Annotated in this window: 22 protein-coding genes; 19 read left to right on the top strand and 3 right to left on the bottom strand. The window is 41.6% G+C overall.

The genetic code is table 11. The features are described from left to right. Window positions 1-65: 65 nt before the first annotated feature. The 8 genes from lspA (at window position 66) to agaF (ending at window position 5,029) form a co-directional block, all read left to right on the top strand. The gene (gene lspA, locus L5B76_RS04005) at window positions 66-563 is read left to right on the top strand and encodes a signal peptidase II (protein WP_265754321.1); all 498 of its coding nucleotides are present in this window, start codon (window positions 66-68) and stop codon (window positions 561-563) included. Beyond that, on the top strand, window positions 560-1,504 hold the full coding sequence (gene ispH / locus L5B76_RS04000) for a 4-hydroxy-3-methylbut-2-enyl diphosphate reductase (protein ID WP_265754319.1): 945 nt from the start codon (window positions 560-562) through the stop codon (window positions 1,502-1,504). Before lspA ends, ispH begins: the two co-directional genes overlap by 4 nt. A gap of 103 nt (window positions 1,505-1,607) precedes the next feature. Then, complete coding sequence (locus tag L5B76_RS03995; RefSeq protein WP_194750908.1) at window positions 1,608-1,883, top strand: type II toxin-antitoxin system RelE/ParE family toxin; 276 nt, start codon at window positions 1,608-1,610, stop codon at window positions 1,881-1,883. Between the two features lie 9 nt (window positions 1,884-1,892). Further along, a complete protein-coding gene (locus tag L5B76_RS03990) occupies window positions 1,893-2,186 on the top strand; it encodes a HigA family addiction module antitoxin (protein ID WP_265754316.1) in 294 nt (97 codons plus the stop codon). A 237-nt stretch (window positions 2,187-2,423) separates the two neighbouring features. After that, on the top strand, window positions 2,424-2,897 hold the full coding sequence (agaV, locus tag L5B76_RS03985; protein WP_103854788.1) for a PTS N-acetylgalactosamine transporter subunit IIB: 474 nt from the start codon (window positions 2,424-2,426) through the stop codon (window positions 2,895-2,897). 18 nt (window positions 2,898-2,915) lie between these two features. After that, window positions 2,916-3,692, top strand: a complete 777-nt coding sequence (gene agaW / locus L5B76_RS03980) for a PTS N-acetylgalactosamine transporter subunit IIC (RefSeq protein ID WP_103853840.1) — start codon at window positions 2,916-2,918, stop codon at window positions 3,690-3,692. Beyond that, on the top strand, window positions 3,682-4,524 hold the full coding sequence (gene agaE, locus L5B76_RS03975) for a PTS N-acetylgalactosamine transporter subunit IID (protein ID WP_265754315.1): 843 nt from the start codon (window positions 3,682-3,684) through the stop codon (window positions 4,522-4,524). The genes agaW and agaE overlap by 11 nt, the downstream gene beginning before the upstream one ends. Before the next feature lie 70 nt (window positions 4,525-4,594). Then, window positions 4,595-5,029, top strand: a complete 435-nt coding sequence (gene agaF / locus L5B76_RS03970) for a PTS galactosamine/N-acetylgalactosamine transporter subunit IIA (RefSeq protein WP_265754314.1) — start codon at window positions 4,595-4,597, stop codon at window positions 5,027-5,029. A 37-nt stretch (window positions 5,030-5,066) separates the two neighbouring features. On the opposite strand, the gene glpE is transcribed toward agaF, so the two are convergent. Next, the gene (gene glpE / locus L5B76_RS03965) at window positions 5,067-5,411 is read right to left on the bottom strand and encodes a thiosulfate sulfurtransferase GlpE (protein WP_194750913.1); all 345 of its coding nucleotides are present in this window, start codon (window positions 5,409-5,411) and stop codon (window positions 5,067-5,069) included. Window positions 5,412-5,538: 127 nt separating this feature from the next. Here glpE and ubiA point away from each other — a divergent pair, with 127 nt between their 5' ends. The 4 genes from ubiA to hslU all read left to right on the top strand — a co-directional run bounded on the left by ubiA (window position 5,539) and on the right by hslU (window position 8,806). Beyond that, window positions 5,539-6,405, top strand: a complete 867-nt coding sequence (gene ubiA, locus L5B76_RS03960; protein ID WP_265754313.1) for a 4-hydroxybenzoate octaprenyltransferase — start codon at window positions 5,539-5,541, stop codon at window positions 6,403-6,405. Window positions 6,406-6,570: 165 nt separating this feature from the next. Further along, the gene (gene hslV / locus L5B76_RS03955; RefSeq protein WP_017805350.1) at window positions 6,571-7,095 is read left to right on the top strand and encodes an ATP-dependent protease subunit HslV; all 525 of its coding nucleotides are present in this window, start codon (window positions 6,571-6,573) and stop codon (window positions 7,093-7,095) included. Window positions 7,096-7,109: 14 nt separating this feature from the next. Beyond that, the gene (locus L5B76_RS03950) at window positions 7,110-7,430 is read left to right on the top strand and encodes a DMT family transporter (RefSeq protein ID WP_265754311.1); all 321 of its coding nucleotides are present in this window, start codon (window positions 7,110-7,112) and stop codon (window positions 7,428-7,430) included. A gap of 44 nt (window positions 7,431-7,474) precedes the next feature. Then, on the top strand, window positions 7,475-8,806 hold the full coding sequence (hslU, locus tag L5B76_RS03945) for an HslU--HslV peptidase ATPase subunit (protein WP_265754310.1): 1,332 nt from the start codon (window positions 7,475-7,477) through the stop codon (window positions 8,804-8,806). A 78-nt stretch (window positions 8,807-8,884) separates the two neighbouring features. Here the strand turns inward: hslU and asnA are convergent, their stop codons facing one another. Further along, entirely contained in the window at window positions 8,885-9,877 is a 993-nt protein-coding gene (asnA, locus tag L5B76_RS03940) for an aspartate--ammonia ligase (protein WP_103853522.1), read from the bottom strand. Between the two features lie 161 nt (window positions 9,878-10,038). On the opposite strand from asnA, the gene asnC reads away from it, so the two are divergent. Both asnC and udp read left to right on the top strand, forming a co-directional pair. After that, window positions 10,039-10,491 (top strand): transcriptional regulator AsnC, encoded by a 453-nt coding sequence (gene asnC, locus L5B76_RS03935; protein ID WP_265754309.1) that lies wholly within the window; start codon window positions 10,039-10,041, stop codon window positions 10,489-10,491. Between the two features lie 32 nt (window positions 10,492-10,523). Further along, the gene (gene udp, locus L5B76_RS03930; RefSeq protein WP_265754307.1) at window positions 10,524-11,285 is read left to right on the top strand and encodes a uridine phosphorylase; all 762 of its coding nucleotides are present in this window, start codon (window positions 10,524-10,526) and stop codon (window positions 11,283-11,285) included. An 81-nt stretch (window positions 11,286-11,366) separates the two neighbouring features. Here the strand turns inward: udp and hmpA are convergent, their stop codons facing one another. Next, entirely contained in the window at window positions 11,367-12,566 is a 1,200-nt protein-coding gene (gene hmpA / locus L5B76_RS03925; protein ID WP_265754305.1) for an NO-inducible flavohemoprotein, read from the bottom strand. Between the two features lie 138 nt (window positions 12,567-12,704). Here hmpA and L5B76_RS03920 point away from each other — a divergent pair, with 138 nt between their 5' ends. The 5 genes from L5B76_RS03920 to clpX all read left to right on the top strand — a co-directional run bounded on the left by L5B76_RS03920 (window position 12,705) and on the right by clpX (window position 17,250). Next, entirely contained in the window at window positions 12,705-13,142 is a 438-nt protein-coding gene (locus tag L5B76_RS03920) for an RrF2 family transcriptional regulator (RefSeq protein WP_265754304.1), read from the top strand. A gap of 159 nt (window positions 13,143-13,301) precedes the next feature. Further along, complete coding sequence (lysM, locus tag L5B76_RS03915) at window positions 13,302-13,745, top strand: peptidoglycan-binding protein LysM (RefSeq protein ID WP_103855692.1); 444 nt, start codon at window positions 13,302-13,304, stop codon at window positions 13,743-13,745. Window positions 13,746-13,941: 196 nt separating this feature from the next. Next, window positions 13,942-15,240, top strand: a complete 1,299-nt coding sequence (gene tig, locus L5B76_RS03910; RefSeq protein ID WP_265754303.1) for a trigger factor — start codon at window positions 13,942-13,944, stop codon at window positions 15,238-15,240. Between the two features lie 183 nt (window positions 15,241-15,423). After that, on the top strand, window positions 15,424-16,014 hold the full coding sequence (gene clpP / locus L5B76_RS03905; protein WP_103855701.1) for an ATP-dependent Clp endopeptidase proteolytic subunit ClpP: 591 nt from the start codon (window positions 15,424-15,426) through the stop codon (window positions 16,012-16,014). Between the two features lie 3 nt (window positions 16,015-16,017). Next, the gene (gene clpX, locus L5B76_RS03900) at window positions 16,018-17,250 is read left to right on the top strand and encodes an ATP-dependent protease ATP-binding subunit ClpX (protein WP_265754301.1); all 1,233 of its coding nucleotides are present in this window, start codon (window positions 16,018-16,020) and stop codon (window positions 17,248-17,250) included. Window positions 17,251-17,280 lie beyond the last annotated feature (30 nt).

Here is a 17,280-nt window from a genome sequence, read left to right as displayed (position 1 = left end):
TTGAATTTGTAGGGCTGCCTGTGTGTCCTTACATTTGGAAACAACCTACATTTTGGAACAAATAGATGTCAAAATCTAAATCAGGTTTATCATTTCTCTGGCTAAGTGCGGTGGCATTTTGCTTAGATTTGTTTACCAAATATTTAGTGGTAAACCATTTTGAGCTGTACGAAAGTGTCCAAGTTTTGCCTATTTTTAATCTCACCTATGTGCGAAATTATGGCGCAGCATTTAGTTTTCTAGCGGATCACTCAGGCTGGCAGAAAAGCTTTTTTATCCTACTTGCCATTGGAATTTCCGCAATGCTCGTGATTTTCTTAGCCAAAAATAAAGTGAGCCAACGGCTGCAAAACACCGCCTATGCGCTAATTATTGGCGGAGCACTGGCGAATATGGCCGATCGTGCGTATCACGGTTTTGTAGTGGATTTTTTCGATTTCTACTGGCAACAATGGCATTATCCAGTCTTTAACGTGGCGGACATTGCCATTTGTATTGGTGCCGCATTGCTTGCCATTGATGCCATCAAAAATAACGAGAAAAAAACGGAGAAAGCCCAGTGAAAATTATCTTAGCCAACCCGCGTGGCTTTTGTGCAGGGGTAGATCGTGCCATTAGCATTGTCGAATTAGCCTTAGAAATTCACGGCGCGCCGATTTATGTCCGCCACGAAGTGGTACATAACCGTTTTGTGGTAAATGGATTGCGTGAACGTGGTGCGGTGTTTGTGGAAGAATTAGATGAAGTGCCAGACGGCGCGATAGTGATTTTTTCTGCCCACGGCGTTTCTCAAGCTGTTCGCCAAGAAGCCAAAAGACGCGAGCTGAAAGTGTTTGATGCCACCTGTCCACTCGTAACCAAAGTGCATATGCAAGTGGCACGTGCTAGCCGAAAAGGCACAAAAGCGGTGCTAATTGGACACGAAGGCCACCCTGAAGTAGAAGGCACAATGGGGCAATATGATAATGCACAAGGCGGTATTTATTTGGTGGAAGATGTGGAAGACATCGCCAAACTTGCGCTAACGAAAGAAGATGATATTACCTTTATGACGCAAACCACCCTTTCCATTGATGATACTAGTGAAGTGATTGCAGCGTTAAAAGAAAAATATCCCGCCATTCAAGGCCCACGCAAAAACGATATTTGCTATGCCACCACCAACCGCCAGCAAGCGGTGAGAGAATTAGCCAAAATTGCTGATTTAGTGATTGTTGTTGGTTCAAAAAACTCTTCCAATTCCAATCGGTTAGCAGAACTTGCCACCAGAATGGGCGTAACCGCGAAACTGATTGATGACGCCAATGATATTGACATCGCGTGGCTCAAAGAGGTTTCCACCATCGGCATTACCGCAGGCGCTTCTGCCCCTGAAGTATTAGTGCAATCGGTAGTTAATCGCTTAAAAGAATTAGGCGTAACCCAAGTGGAAGAGTTACAAGGCTGCGAAGAAAACACCGTGTTTGAAGTACCGAAAGAGTTACGGATTAAGGCAGTGAATTAATCATTCAGTTTTACCCTGTAAATTTTCGAAAAAATCACCGCACTTTATTTTTGATTTTGTTTGATTGTGTGATGTAATATTGTCACACGATGAGAGTATAGCGATGATTAAGAGTTTTAAACATAAAGGCCTACAGCAATACTTTGAAAAGGGCATAACAAAAGGTTTACGAGCAGATCATCTACGCAAAATCGGCGGTATATTAGATTTAATTGATCGCTCAACAGATGTGGCTGATTTTCAAATGTTGTATCAATGTCATAAACTTAAAGGGGATAGAGAGGGAATCTGGTCAATGACGGTATCAGGAAATTGGCGGATTACTTTTGAGTTTATTAACGGTGATGCATATATTTTGAATTATGAAGATTATCATTAGGAGAACAAGATGAGAAAACCAACCCACCCAGGAATTGTACTCTACGATGGTTTTATTGAACCACATAACATTCAAATTAAAGATTTGGCTAATCATCTTGGTTTTGCAAGAGAAACTATTTCTCGTCTTGTGCATGGCAAAGCACCAATGACGGCAAATATTGCATTAGCATTAGAAGATGCTGGCATTAGTACAGCCAAATTATGGTTGGGCTTACAATCAGCCTATGATGTCTGGGAATTAAAACAACATCGAACTCGCCATATAAAGCCTTTCAATTTTGAACGAGCCGCAATGGCTTGATTTTCTTTTAATTGACAAGATCATTTTGCAACATTATTGGGTTTTAGATTAATCATTTTCGCAAATGATCTTGCGTATATTTGATCATTTCTTTCTTTTCTTTTTACTCAATTACTTCAATTACACTCCAAAAAATATTTTTAGATCTCTGTCACACTTCTTTATTTTACTCTTTGCTTTCCTTATTTTTTAGGCGTAAAAAGAAAATACATAAAACAGGTTAGCAAGGAGAGTGTTATGCCAAATATTGTGTTAAATCGAATTGATGAACGTTTGATCCACGGTCAAGTGGGCGTGCAATGGGTTGGCTTTGCTGGGGCGAATTTAGTACTCGTTGCCAATGATGAAGTGGCTGAAGATCCAATGCAACAAAACCTAATGGAAATGGTGCTGGCAGAAGGCATTGATGTGCGCTTTTGGCCGTTGCAAAAGGTGATTGACAATATCCATCGCGCCGCGGATCGACAAAAAATTTTACTTGTGTGCAAAACACCGAGTGATTTTTTAACCTTAGTGCAAGGTGGCGTGCCAATTGACAAAATTAACGTAGGCAATATGCATTATGAGGAGGGCAAAACACAGATCCATAAAACCGTATCCGTAAATGATAAAGACAGAGCGGCATTTGAACAGCTACGCCAGCTTGGTGTGCAGTGCTTTATTCAAGGTGTGCCAACCGAAGATGCAATAGATTTGTTTAAATTATTGTAAGAAAGAAGCGAGGAAACTATGGAAATTGGACTTTTACAGGCACTCTTATTGGGTGTACTTGCATTCTTTGCAGGTCTTGACCTCTATAATGGTTTAACGCATTTTCATAGACCAGTTGTATTAGGGCCTATTGTGGGAGCGATTTTAGGGGATTTACAAACAGGGATTTTAGTTGGCGGTACCCTTGAATTAGTCTGGATGGGGCTTGCACCATTAGCAGGCGCGCAACCACCGAATGTGATTATTGGCACAATCGTGGGAACGGCATTTGCCATCACTACCAAAACCGATCCAAAAGTGGCCGTTGGGGTTGCTGTGCCGTTTGCCATTGCGGTGCAAATGGGGATCACCTTCTTATTCTCCGTAATGTCAGCGGTTATGTCCCGTTGTGATCAAATGGCGGAAGAAGCCAATCTCAAAGGCATTGATTATGTGAACTATCTTGGTTTGTTAGTGCTGGGTACGTTCTATTTCTTCTGTGCGTTCTTGCCAACTTACTTTGGTGCGGAATATGCCGGTAAAATCATTGCAATGTTGCCAAAAGAAGTGATTGATGGCTTAGGCGTGGCAGGGGGCATTATGCCAGCTATCGGGTTTGCGGTATTAATGAAAATTATGATGAAAAATGCCTATATCCCTTATTTTATCCTAGGTTTTGTGGGCGCTGCTTGGCTTAATCTGCCAGTGTTAGCAATTGCTGCAGCGGCAGTTGCAATGGCATTGATTGATTATATGCGTAAAGGCAATACTGAAACAAAAGCAACGCAAAAAGAGGAGTTTCAAGATGGAATCTAAAGCACGTCAAAACGTACAAAATGACAATGTGTACGAAGATCAAACAATGGGTACAGAACTCACTAAATCTGATATTAATATGATGGCGTGGCGTTCTTTATTACTACAAGCTTCTTTTAACTATGAGCGTATGCAAGCGGCAGGTTGGTTATATGGAATTAGCCCCGCATTGAAAAAAATTCACACCAACAAAGCGGATTTAAGCAAGGCAATGAAAGGGCATTTGGGCTTTTTCAACACTCACCCGTTCCTTGTTACATTCGTAATGGGCATTGTACTAGCAATGGAACGTTCCAAACAGGAAGTGAACGCCATTCAAAGCACAAAAATCGCCGTGGGTGCCCCATTAGGCGGCATTGGTGATGCCTTATTCTGGTTCACCTTATTGCCAATCTGCGGCGGTATTGGCGCAAGTTTGGCATTACAAGGCTCGATCCTTGGGGCGATTTTCTTCTTTGTGGTATTCAATATCGTGCATTTTGGTTTACGTTTTGGTTTAGCCCATTATGCCTACAAAATGGGGGTAGCAGCTATTCCAACCATTAAGGCTAACACGAAAAAAGTGTCACACGCCGCATCAATGATTGGTATGACCGTGATTGGCGCATTAGTTGCCACTTACATTCGTTTCCAAACCACCGCAGAAATCACCGCTGGTGATGCCGTGGTGAAAGTGCAAGCTGATGTGTTAGACAAGCTAATGCCAGCCTTTTTACCATTGGTGTACACCTTATTGATGTACTATTTAGTGAAACGTAACTGGTCGCCGTTACGCTTAATCATTCTCACCGTAGTGATTGGTATCGGTGGACGTTTTGCAGGTATCCTATAAATATTATTGTGATGAATGCCGAGTGTTTGCTCGGCATTTTTATCTATTTTAGATCAATAAGGAGAAAAAGATGACAACCTTGATCGTGAGCGGACACGGACATTTCGCCACAGGGCTACAAAGTGCGCTGGAGCAAATTATTGGGCAATATCCAAAGGTGGCCTTTTTTGATTTTGATGATAAGCAAATCACGCCAGAACAATTACGCCAAAATATCGAACAATATCTTAATGCGGAGCAGGAAAGTGCGGTGCTTTTTTGTTGTGATATTTTAGGGGGCACGCCATTTCGCCAATGTGCAATGATTGCACAACAGTTTGAGCACGCAGAGGTGATTGTTGGCACGAATTTACAAATGCTGATTGAAACCATAATGGCGAAAGATGAGCTTGAGTTTTTTGAGTTAGTCACACAAGCTCTCACCAGCGCCAATCAAGGCATCACCACACTTTCAGCACAACAGAAAACAAAAAGAACAGCGCACGCAGAAGATGATGGGATTTAACCTAACATTCACCAGATGATAGCGGATCAGCGCAGGATTAAGCGGCATTTTCCCCTTGCACCGCTTCGCCTTCGAGCGGTAAGTCTGCTTGTTCCCAGCCCATAAAACCGCCTTGCATACTATACACATTATCGTAGCCTTGCTCGATAAGAAATGCGCCTACGTTGCGGCTGCTGATACCGTGATAACAGCTCACGATAATGGGATCGTCATAATCCACTTTTTGCTGAAATTCGCCATAGCTTTGGTTGGTTAAGTGAAACGCGCCCTTTGGGTGGCTATGGGTAAAACGGGGGAAATCGCGAATGTCCACCAGCGTGGCATTTTCTTCGTTCATCATTTGCCAAGCCTGCTGTGGCGTGATTTCTTTAAGTGCGGTCATTTTTTTCCTTATTTTTATTTATGCGTGAAATAATGCGCTATCTTATTGACATAGATCAATTTGTTCAAGACCTTTGCGATTTTTTCAAGTAAAATAACCGCACTTTTGATTTAGCTGATTTAGGACTATGCCTCAACTTTCGGAAAAACTCACTGCTTACGCACAATTAATGCGTTTTGACAAACCCATTGGCACATTATTGTTATTGTGGCCAACGCTTTGGGCATTGTTTTTGGCAGAGAAAAATTTTCCGCCTATTTCGGTGCTAATGGTGTTTGTGCTTGGCGTGATCATTATGCGTGCCGCAGGTTGCGTGATTAATGATTATGCGGATCGCCACATTGACGGTAAAGTAAAACGCACTTCACAGCGTCCTTTAGCAACGGGAAAAGTCAGCGAAAAAGAAGCCAAATTACTTTTTGCAGGGCTGATATTCTGCGCCTTTATTTTGGTGCTATTTCTGAATTATTATGCCATTGGCTTGTCTTTTATTGCGGTGCTGTTGGCCTTTATTTATCCCTTTATGAAACGCTATACCCATCTTCCGCAATTTTTCTTAGGCGCGGCCTTTGGTTGGTCTATCCCAATGGCCTATGGCGCGTTAGTCGAACAACTGCCCTTAGAATGTTGGCTGCTGTTTGTGGCGAATTTAGCCTGGACAGTGGCTTATGACACGCAATATGCGATGGTGGATCGTGATGATGATTTGCGCATCGGGGTGAAATCCACCGCCATTTTGTTTGCGCAATATGACAATAAAATCATTGCTTTATTGCAATTTATTGCCTTAGGATTGCTCGTTCTCATCGGTTACCAATCCCATTTGCATTATAGTTATTTTATTTTACTTGCGCTTACGGCATTGCTTTTCGTTTATCAATGTAAACTCACTCGCCATCGCCGCCGTGAAGATTGTTTCAAAGCCTTTTTAAATAACAATTATGTGGGAATGGGCGTGTTTATCGCTTTTCTTGCAGGCATCTTTTTTGCCTAATTTGGAGTAAAATTAAGCCATCGAAGGCGATTTTTTCCGCTGTTTTTACTCTAAATGATCAGCGCAATTTGGTTATCAAAAAATAATCTGCTTATTTCTCCTTGAAATTGTCTTTTTTATCCCCATATCTCTGATAAATTTTTATCCAAAATAAAAGGAACTTCTATGACAACGATCGTAAGTGTACGCCGTAATGGCAAGGTGGTTGTGGGCGGAGACGGTCAGGTTTCCCTTGGCAACACAGTAATGAAAGGTAATGCGCGCAAGGTGCGCCGTTTATATAACAATAAAGTGTTGGCTGGTTTTGCTGGCGGCACCGCAGATGCGTTCACTCTGTTTGAATTATTTGAACGTAAGCTGGAAATGCACCAAGGGCATTTGCTTAAAAGTGCGGTGGAATTAGCTAAAGATTGGCGTACCGATCGTGCGTTGCGTAAACTTGAAGCAATGTTGATTGTGGCAGATGAGAAAGAAAGCCTGATCATTACCGGAATTGGTGATGTGGTACAGCCTGAAGAAGATCAGATTTTGGCCATTGGTTCGGGCGGCAATTACGCAATGTCTGCGGCACGCGCGTTAGTGCAAAATACCGATCTTTCAGCCCGTGAAATCGTAGAAAAATCGCTCAAAATTGCAGGGGATATTTGCGTTTATACCAACACAAATTTCACCATTGAAGAATTGCCTTAACGCGTAGAGTTAAAATGGCGTGGATTTATTTAGTTTGTGCAGGCTTGCTTGAGATTGGCTGGCCAATTGGCTTGAAAATGGCTACCCAGCCTAACAAAGCACTGTTGGGATCACTGCTTGCGATTATTTTTATGATCGGCAGTGGCACATTGCTTTACCTTGCACAGCGAACCATGCCAATGGGAACCGCCTATGCCGTATGGACAGGAATTGGTGCTGCTGGTGCTTTTATTGTTGGCGTGCTGTTTTATGATGATGCACTCACATTTTGGCGAGCATTAGGGGCAATGATGATTGTAGGTGGTGTTATCGTGTTAAAATTAACATCACATTAATCCCATTTATTTTGAATAAATGGTTTAGAAAAAAGGATTAGATTATGTCTGAAATGACACCTCGTGAAATTGTTTCTGAATTAGATCAACATATTATCGGTCAAGCCGATGCAAAAAGAGCAGTGGCTATCGCCCTGCGTAACCGCTGGCGTAGAATGCAATTACAAGAGCCATTACGCCACGAAGTTACCCCTAAAAACATCTTAATGATCGGGCCGACTGGGGTGGGTAAAACAGAAATTGCGCGCCGTTTAGCGAAATTAGCCAATGCCCCTTTCATCAAAGTGGAAGCCACAAAATTTACCGAAGTGGGTTATGTAGGGAAAGAGGTGGATTCCATTATCCGCGATCTGACTGACAGTGCGATGAAACTCGTGCGTCAAACAGAAATCGAAAAAAATCGTTTCCGTGCAGAAGAAGCGGCAGAAGATCGCATTTTAGATGCCTTATTACCCCCAGCAAAAAACCAATGGGGTGAAGTGGAAAATCACGATACCAATAGCAGCACACGTCAAGTGTTCCGCAAAAAATTGCGTGAAGGACAGCTTGATGATCGTGAAATTGATATTGATGTTGCTGCACCATCAATGGGCGTGGAAATTATGGCACCACCAGGAATGGAAGAAATGACGAGCCAGTTGCAGTCAATGTTCCAAAATCTTTCGAGCGGCAAAACCAAAACCCGCAAAATGAAAATTAAGGACGCGTTCAAAGCCCTTGTTGATGATGAAGCGGCGAAATTAATTAATCCTGAAGAACTCAAACAAAAAGCCATTGAAGCGGTAGAGCAAAACGGCATTGTGTTTATTGATGAAATCGACAAAATCTGTAAAAAAGGGGAATACAGTGGCGCAGATGTTTCGCGTGAGGGCGTACAGCGTGATTTACTGCCATTGGTGGAAGGCTCAACGGTTAGCACCAAACACGGAATGGTGAAAACCGATCATATTTTATTTATCGCCTCTGGTGCATTCCAAGTGGCGCGCCCTTCCGATTTAATCCCTGAATTGCAAGGCCGCCTGCCAATTCGCGTAGAACTTTCAGCCTTAAGTGCGGAAGATTTTGAGCGAATTTTAACCGAGCCAAACGCGTCTTTGACAGAGCAATACAAAGCCCTAATGGCAACAGAAGGCGTGAATATCACCTTCACTCAAGATGCGATTAAGAAAATTGCCGAAGCCGCTTTCCGTGTCAATGAGAAAACTGAAAACATTGGCGCGCGCCGTTTGCATACGGTAATGGAGCGTTTAATGGATAAAATTTCCTTCAACGCCAGCGATATGAATGGCGAACAAGTTATCATTGACGGTGCTTACGTTGCAGATGCCCTCGGCGAAGTGGTAGAAAACGAAGATTTGAGTCGTTTTATTCTGTAATACATTGATGTTATAAATAAAAAGAGCGGTGGAAAATTTCAAGATTTTTCACCGCTCTTATTTTATTGTCTTAATGAATTAAAGAATGTTGGCAAACTCTTCCATTACAGATTTTGGCCATACGCTTGATTGCACTTCACCAATGTGTTTTTTGTGCAACAATAACATCGCTAAACGTGATTGACCGATACCGCCGCCGATAGAAAGGGGTAAGCGACCGTTTACTAAATCTTGGTGCCAGTCAAATTGCAAGCGATCTTCATCACCTGTAATGGCAAGCTGTTTGCGTAAAGCGGTTTCATCAACACGGATACCCATTGAAGAAAGCTCGAAAGCACGTTCTAAGGTTGGGTTCCAAACTAAAATATCACCGTTTAAGCCTTTGTATTCGCCCTCAGAAACGGTTGTCCAGTCATCATAATCTGGCGCACGTTTGTCGTGTGGTTTACCGTCTGATAATTCGCCACCGATACCAATTAAGAATACTGCACCGTATTCTTTACAAATGGCGTTTTCACGTTCTTTGTCGTTCATTCCTGGGTAGCGTTTCACTAAATCTTCACTGTGAATGAAAGTGATTTCTTGCGGTAAGAAACGAGTCAAACCGAATTTTTCACTTACTGCCGCTTCTGTTTCTAAGATTGCTTGATAAATTTCACGCACGGTTTCTTTTAAATAATCTAGGTTGCGGCGACCTGCTGGGATCACTTTTTCCCAATCCCATTGATCAACATACACAGAGTGTGTTTGGTCAAGGCTATCTTCATCTGGACGCAAGGCTTTCATATGCACAAATAAGCCTTCACCTTCCGCAAAACCAAAACGCGCAAGGGTGTGGCGTTTCCATTTGGCTAAAGAATGAACCACTTCAAAGGTGGCATCTGTGATCTGCTTCACATTTACTTGAACTGCCTTCTCTGTTCCTGAAAGATTATCTTGAATACCATTGCCAACTTGGCTTAGGATAGGGCCTTGAACTTCTACAAGACCTAAATGTTCCAAAAGTTTTTGGGTAAACGTGTTTTTAGCAAAGCTAATTTCTTGTTGTTGTAAAATAAATGATTTTTCCATTTTATGAACCTTGTTTATTATTGGTTTTGATTTTTCGTTGCATATTATTTAATGATGTGGGAGTGAAATTCAATACCTATAAATAAAAATAGCACTGCAAATGGTTTTTCATTAAAAAATCGGCTATAATTTTAAAATAAATCTAATTTTGGAAAGAGAAAATGCACAATATTGATAATTTAGATAAACAAATCCTGCGTGTGTTGCTCAAAGATGCGCGTACCCCTTACGCTGAAATGGCGAAAAATTTTGGCGTAAGCCCTGGGACAATTCACGTTCGTGTAGAAAAAATGCGTCAAGCGGGTATTATTCAAGGCACAAAGATCCGCATTGATCAGCGTAAACTAGGCTATGATGTCTGTTGTTTCATTGGCATTATTCTCAAAAGCGCGAAAGATTACGATAAGGTGATCGCGAAATTAGAAAAATTTGAAGAAGTGGTGGAAGCTTATTACACCACGGGGAATTATTCCATTTTTATTAAGGTGATGACCCACACTATTGCGGAGCTTCACGCGGTGTTAGCCACCAAAATTCAGTTGATTGATGAAATTCAATCTACCGAAACCTTGATTTCAATGCAAAATCCAATTTTGCGTGATATTACTCCATAACTCATTCATTTATAACTAAAATAGGAGTCATTATGTCTGATGTTTTTCACTTAGGCTTAACGAAAGCAATGTTAGATGGCGCGCAACTTGCCATTGTTCCCGGTGCGCCAGAACGTGTTGAGCGTATTGCTCGTTTATTGGACAATCCAAAATTTTTAGCCGCGACCAGAGAATTTACTTCTTGGCTTGGTTATCTTAATGGCAAAGCCGTAGTGGTTTGTTCCACAGGGATTGGTGGGCCTTCGGTTTCTATTGCTGTGGAAGAATTGGCTCAACTAGGCGTGCGCACTTTCCTACGCATTGGCACAACAGGGGCAATTCAGCCGCATATTAATGTAGGTGATATTTTGATCACCACAGGAGCGGTGCGTTTAGATGGAGCAAGCCGTCATTTCGCGCCATTAGAATATCCAGCGGTAGCGGACTTTACTTGTACTTCAATGCTTCACAAAGCAGCATTAGAAAGTGATAAAGCGAAAGTGCATATTGGTATCACCGCGTCATCAGATACGTTCTACCCAGGGCAAGAGCGCTACGATACTTACACTGGCAAAATTTACCGCCACTATCAAGGCTCATTAAAACAATGGCAAGAGCTAAATGTAATGAACTATGAAATGGAAAGTGCCACCTTATTTACAATGTGTTCCGCCCTAGGCTTGCGTGCTGGTATGGTGGCTGGTGCGATTGTAAACCGTACACAGCAAGAAATCCCAAATGAAGAAACCATTCATCAAACGGAACAAAACGCCATTGATATTGTGGTGAAAGCAGCGAGCTATTTGGTGGAATAATCTGCCATTATTTCTTGAACGAAAAAATAAAAAAATCTGCATCTAAGATGCAGATTTTTTATTTGTGATATTTTCGCGAAATTAGCTTAATTTAATCCCGCCTGTATCAAAGGCTTCAAGATGGATTTGCTCTGCTGGCACACCTAAATCTACTAAAGATTTGTACTGCGCTTGCATAAATGCCATTGGGCCACACAGGTAGTAATCCGCGTCTTTCGGTAAAAGTGCGGTTGGAATTTGGCTTAAATCTAAACGCCCTGTGGCGTCTGCTTGCGCATCTTCCACTTCATAAACGGTAAAGGTGCTAACATTTGGATATTGCGCTTTTACCTCATCAACGTGCGCTTTCATTGCGTGTACATCGGCATTACGACAAGCGTGGATAAAGCTCACAGGCGAAGGTACATTTTGCTCTACTAACTGGTTAAGCATTGCAATCATAGGAGTTAAGCCCACACCACCACTGATAAACACATTTGGTTTTTGGCTATCAATTAAGAAGAAGTTGCCCGTTGGCGCAGTGGCTTCAATTTCATCGCCCTCATTTAATCCGTGCAAGGTGGTAGAAACCCAGCCGCCTGCTAGCTCACCTTTTGGATCTTCACGTTTTACTGAAATGCGTAAATAGTCTGATTTTGGATTATCAGAAAGGGTATATTGACGCGGCTGTTTTAAGCCTAATTCAGGAACGAAAACACGCACCGAGATATATTGTCCTGCTTTGTAAGTTGGTAAATCGCCACCATCAACAGGCTGTAAATAGAAAGAGGTAATTTCACTGCTTTCTTCCACTTTCTTAGCAATTTTGAATTTACGCCAGCCTAACCAGCTCCCTTTAGTTTGCTGATGTTCGTCATAAATGGCTTTTTCTGTGCTGATCAAAATATCCGCTAATTGATTGTAGGCCGCTGTCCAAGCTTCAATTAATGGATCGTCCATTGAAATTTGCAATACTTCACTAATCGAATGAAGTAAGTTGTTGCCCACAATGGCATAGTCAGGGGCTTGAATATCAAGACTGACGTGTTTATGCGCCATTAATTCAACTGCTGGCAATAGCACGGCTGGATTTTCAATATTTTCCGCATAAGCTAATACTGCATTTGCTAAAGAACGCGCTTGCGCACCGCTGCGTTGGTGTCCAAGGTTAAACACTTGTTTTAACTCAGGGTGATTGGTAAGCATTCTGTTATAAAAATAAGAAGTGAGCGCAACACCGTTTTCGCGTAGCACTGGCACAGTGGCTTTCACTAATTCAATTTGATTTGCTGTTAATGACATAGAAAGTCCTTTTGGTTTATTAAAGATGTATTTAAAATACATTTTTAATGCTAGGCTGGCAAGTGATTATTTATCAATAAGCCATAATCTAGCAAGGAGTGGTGAAATAGACTACAATGCACCACCTAAGGAGTTGCAATGCAAATTAATAAATTTACTGATTATGGTTTTCGTGTGCTGATCTATCTTGCGCGTCAGCAGGAATACACGCACACAATCGCCAGCCTTGCCAAGCAACTTCACCTTTCACAAAATCATCTGGTCAAAATCGTCCATTTTATGGCGAAACAACAATGGCTGATTACCAGTCGTGGCAAAGGCGGCGGTATTCGTTTGGCGGAAAGCACATTAGGTTTGCCCTTAGGAGATATGTTGCGCACCTTGCAAGGTGATGTACAGATTGTGAATTGCCTTTCACCGCAATGTACCTTGCACCCCCAATGTCAATTAAAGCATTTGTTAGATAATGCGCTGGCACAGTTTTATCAATCGTTAAATCAATATAACTTGGCAATGGTGGTTAATCGCGGCAATTTGAATGACGATCTTTCTATTGCTATTACACAGCTCACTTAATGCTAGCACTTTTTTAGTGGCAAAAGTGCGGTGATTTTTTGACGAAAATTGCGAAAAATTTCCTTGTTTTATTAGTAATATCTAGACTTATTTCCGATAATTCGCTAAGGTTATCCTTTAACCTTTTATTCAACATTTACTTAACGTAAGGAGCTAAAAATGGGTTTATTTGATTTTGTTGGCGATATTGGTCGAAAACTTTTCTCTAAAAAAGAAGAAGCCTCGGAAGCCGTGGAAAAACACATTGCGGAAGATAATCCAGGGGTGGAAAATCTTTCTGTTAAAGTGGAAGATGGCGTGGCTAAAATTGAAGGGAATGCGGCCTCTGCGGAAGCCTTAGAAAAGGCGATTTTAATGGCAGGTAACGTGGTAGGCATTAATTCAGTGAATGTTGATGGTGTAGCCATTGAAAACGGTGAGAGCCTAGCAACTGATGAAGAATTTTATGTGATCCAAAAAGGCGATACTCTTTGGAAAATTGCAGAAAAAACCTATGGCAATGGGGCGAAATACACCGCTATCGTTGAAGCCAATAAAGAAGTGATCAAAGATGCGGATAAGATCTTCCCAGGTCAGAAAATTCGTTTACCAAAATCACTTTAATTAACCGCGTAGCAAAAGCCTTATTCTGTAAGGCTTTTCTTTTTTTTAGCGTAAAAAATAGCCAGTTGTGGTTTTTTATTTCTCAATATCTCGACTGGCGAGCGTTGTATCGCTATAATTTGGTGTCTTTTTAACTTTTTACTAACGTGTTCGGTGTTAGTGTTCGCCGAGTGCAAATTCATTTTGAGGTAACATAATGTCATTTAATATTGAAACAACTCAAGGTCTTGAGCGTCGTGTAACTATCACCGTTCCTGCTGAAACCGTAGATCAAGCGGTGCGTGAAGAATTAAAACGTGTCGCAAAAAATGCACGCGTAGATGGTTTCCGTAAAGGTAAAGTACCACCACATATTATTGAAAAACGTTTTGGTGCATCTGTGCGTCAAGATGTGTTAGGTGATTTATTACAAAAACACTTCTTCAACGTGCTTGTAGATAGCAAAGTGAATCTTGCTGGTCGTCCAAGTTTCAACGTTGAACAGTTTGAAGCTGGTAAAGATCTTGTTTTCACAGCAACCTTTGAAGTGTATCCAGAAGTAGAATTAAAAGGTTTAGATCAAATTAAAGTAGAAAAACCTGTTGTTGAAATCAGCGAAGCAGACATTGACAAAATGGTTGATGTGTTACGCAAACAACAAGCAACTTGGGAAGAAACCCAAGAGCCAGCAAAAGCCGATGATCGTGTAACCATTGATTTCGTTGGTACGGTTGATGGCGAAGAATTTGAAGGCGGCAAAGCAACAGACTTCGTATTAGCAATGGGCCAAGGCAGAATGATCCCTGGTTTTGAAGAAGGTATCATTGGCCACAAAGCTGGTGATCAATTTGATATTGATGTCACTTTCCCTGAAGAATATCACGCAGAAAACTTAAAAGGTAAAGCAGCGAAATTCGCGATTACCTTGAAAAAAGTAGAAGTAATGGTATTGCCTGAATTAACAGATGAATTCGTGGCGAAATTCGGCCCGAACACCAAAACTGTGGCAGATTTACGCGCAGAAATCGCGAAAAATATGCAACGTGAATTGAAAAATGCTTTAACTGCACGCGTTAAAAATCAAGTTATCGAAGGGTTAATTGAACAAAACCCAATTGATGTACCAGCTGCAGCCGTTGAACAAGAAATTGAAGTGTTACGCCAACAAGCTGCGCAACGTTTTGGTGGCAATGCACAACAAGCGGCACAATTACCACGCGAATTATTTGAAGAGCAAGCAAAACGCCGCGTTCAAGTTGGCTTATTGCTTTCTGAAGTGATCGCATCAAATGAATTAAAAGCGGACGAAGCACGCGCTGACGCAATGATTCAAGATATTGCTTCTGCTTACGAACAACCAGCAGAAGTGGTGGAATACTACAAAAACAACAAAGAATTAATGAACAATATTCGTAACGTTGTTTTAGAAGATCAAGCCATTGATGCCGTGTTAGCGAAAGCACAGGTAACCGAAAAACCAGCATCATTTGATGAAGTAATGAATCCACAAGCATAATTTGCTGTAACTCATTGATTTCAAAGTGCGGTCGTTTTTTTCACAAAAATGACCGCACTTTTGTTATATAATTCACCCTTCAAGTGGCTTGAACTTAACTCAGTGCAAAGCAATGGTTTAAATTCAATTTACTATAACTTTTTATAACCCCTTGATAGAAAAGGAAAACCAATGGAGAATACAATGGCTTTAATTCCTATGGTGGTTGAACAAACCGCGCGTGGCGAACGTTCTTACGATATTTATTCACGTTTATTAAAAGAGCGTATTATTTTTCTAAGCGGTCAAGTTGAGGACAATATGGCGAATTTAATCGTGGCTCAACTGCTGTTTTTAGAATCAGAAAATCCAGATAAAGATATTAGCCTGTATATTAATTCACCGGGCGGTGTGGTAACGGCAGGAATGGCAATTTATGACACAATGCAATTCATCAAACCTGATGTGCGTACCCTATGTATTGGGCAAGCCTGCTCAATGGGGGCATTTTTGTTAGCGGGCGGCGCACCGGGTAAACGTGCAGCATTGCCAAATGCACGCGTGATGATTCACCAACCGTTAGGTGGCTATCGTGGACAAGCTTCGGATATTCAAATCCACGCACAAGAAATCTTAAAAATTAAACACACCTTAAATGAAAGATTAGCGTTCCACACAGGGCAGCCTTTTGAAAAAGTGGAACAAGACACTGACCGCGATAATTTTATGACCGCCGAAGAAGCGAAATTATACGGTTTAATTGATGAAGTATTAGTGAAAAGAGAAACGGAATAAGTTATGACAACAGAACAACAGCTCCATTGCTCAATGTGCGGCAAGGAACGCAGTGAAGTGCAAAAATTGATCGCAGGTGAAGACGGCGCGATTTGTAACGAATGTATCGAGCTTTGCCATAATTTGCTGGTTGATGCCGAAAAGCAAGAGCAAGCGGAAGCAAATCAAACCACAGAATTACCAACCCCACACCAAATTCGCGCCCATTTAGATGATTATGTTATCGGGCAAGATTATGCCAAAAAAGTGCTAGCGGTAGCGGTATATAACCACTACAAACGCCAGCAAGTAGGGTATAAATCAGATGATGTGGAATTAGGTAAAAGTAACATTTTGCTAATTGGCCCAACAGGAAGCGGAAAAACCTTGCTCGCGGAAACCTTAGCCAGAACCTTAAATGTGCCTTTCGCAATGGCAGATGCCACCACGCTAACCGAAGCCGGTTATGTGGGGGAAGATGTGGAAAACGTGCTGCAAAAATTATTGCAAAATTGTGATTATGACATCGAAAAAGCAGAAAAAGGCATTATTTACATTGATGAGATTGATAAAATCACGCGTAAATCTGAAAACGCCTCAATCACCCGTGATGTATCAGGGGAAGGTGTACAACAAGCCTTGCTTAAATTAATTGAAGGCACAATTTCTTCCATTCCACCACAAGGCGGACGCAAACACCCACAGCAAGAAATGTTACGCCTTGATACGTCTAAGATCTTGTTTATTTGTGGTGGCGCGTTTGCAGGCTTAGAAAAAATTGTAGAAAAACGTGTTCACGTTGGCAGTGGCATCGGTTTTGGCGCGGAAGTAAAAGGGCAGAACGATAAAGCCACACTGACCGAATTATTCACTCAAGTTGAGCCAGACGACTTAATGAAATTTGGCTTAATTCCAGAGTTTATCGGACGTTTACCTGTGATTGCACCCCTTGCAGAATTAGATGAAGAAGCCTTGATTCAAATTCTTACCGAGCCGAAAAATGCTCTCACCAAGCAATACCAAGCCTTGTTTGGGTTTGAAAATGTTACCCTTGAATTTACTCGCGCAGCCTTAGTGGCAATGGCGAAGAAAGCGTTAGAACGTAAAACAGGCGCGCGCGGCTTGCGTTCTATCGTAGAAGGCTTGCTGCTTGACACAATGTATGACTTGCCATCAATCGAAAATCTTGAAAAAGTGATTATTGATGAAAATACCGTTGTGGATAATGAACCGCCGAAAATGGTGTTTCGCAGTTAATTTCATTTACTAACAAAAAAGTGCGGTAAT

Origin of the sequence: Avibacterium sp. 21-594, assembly GCF_026226815.1 — a bacterium.
GTDB lineage: Bacteria > Pseudomonadota > Gammaproteobacteria > Enterobacterales > Pasteurellaceae > Avibacterium > Avibacterium avium.
The sequence above is the reverse complement of the archived record's forward strand: the minus strand, read 5'-3'. Positions and strand labels throughout refer to the sequence as shown.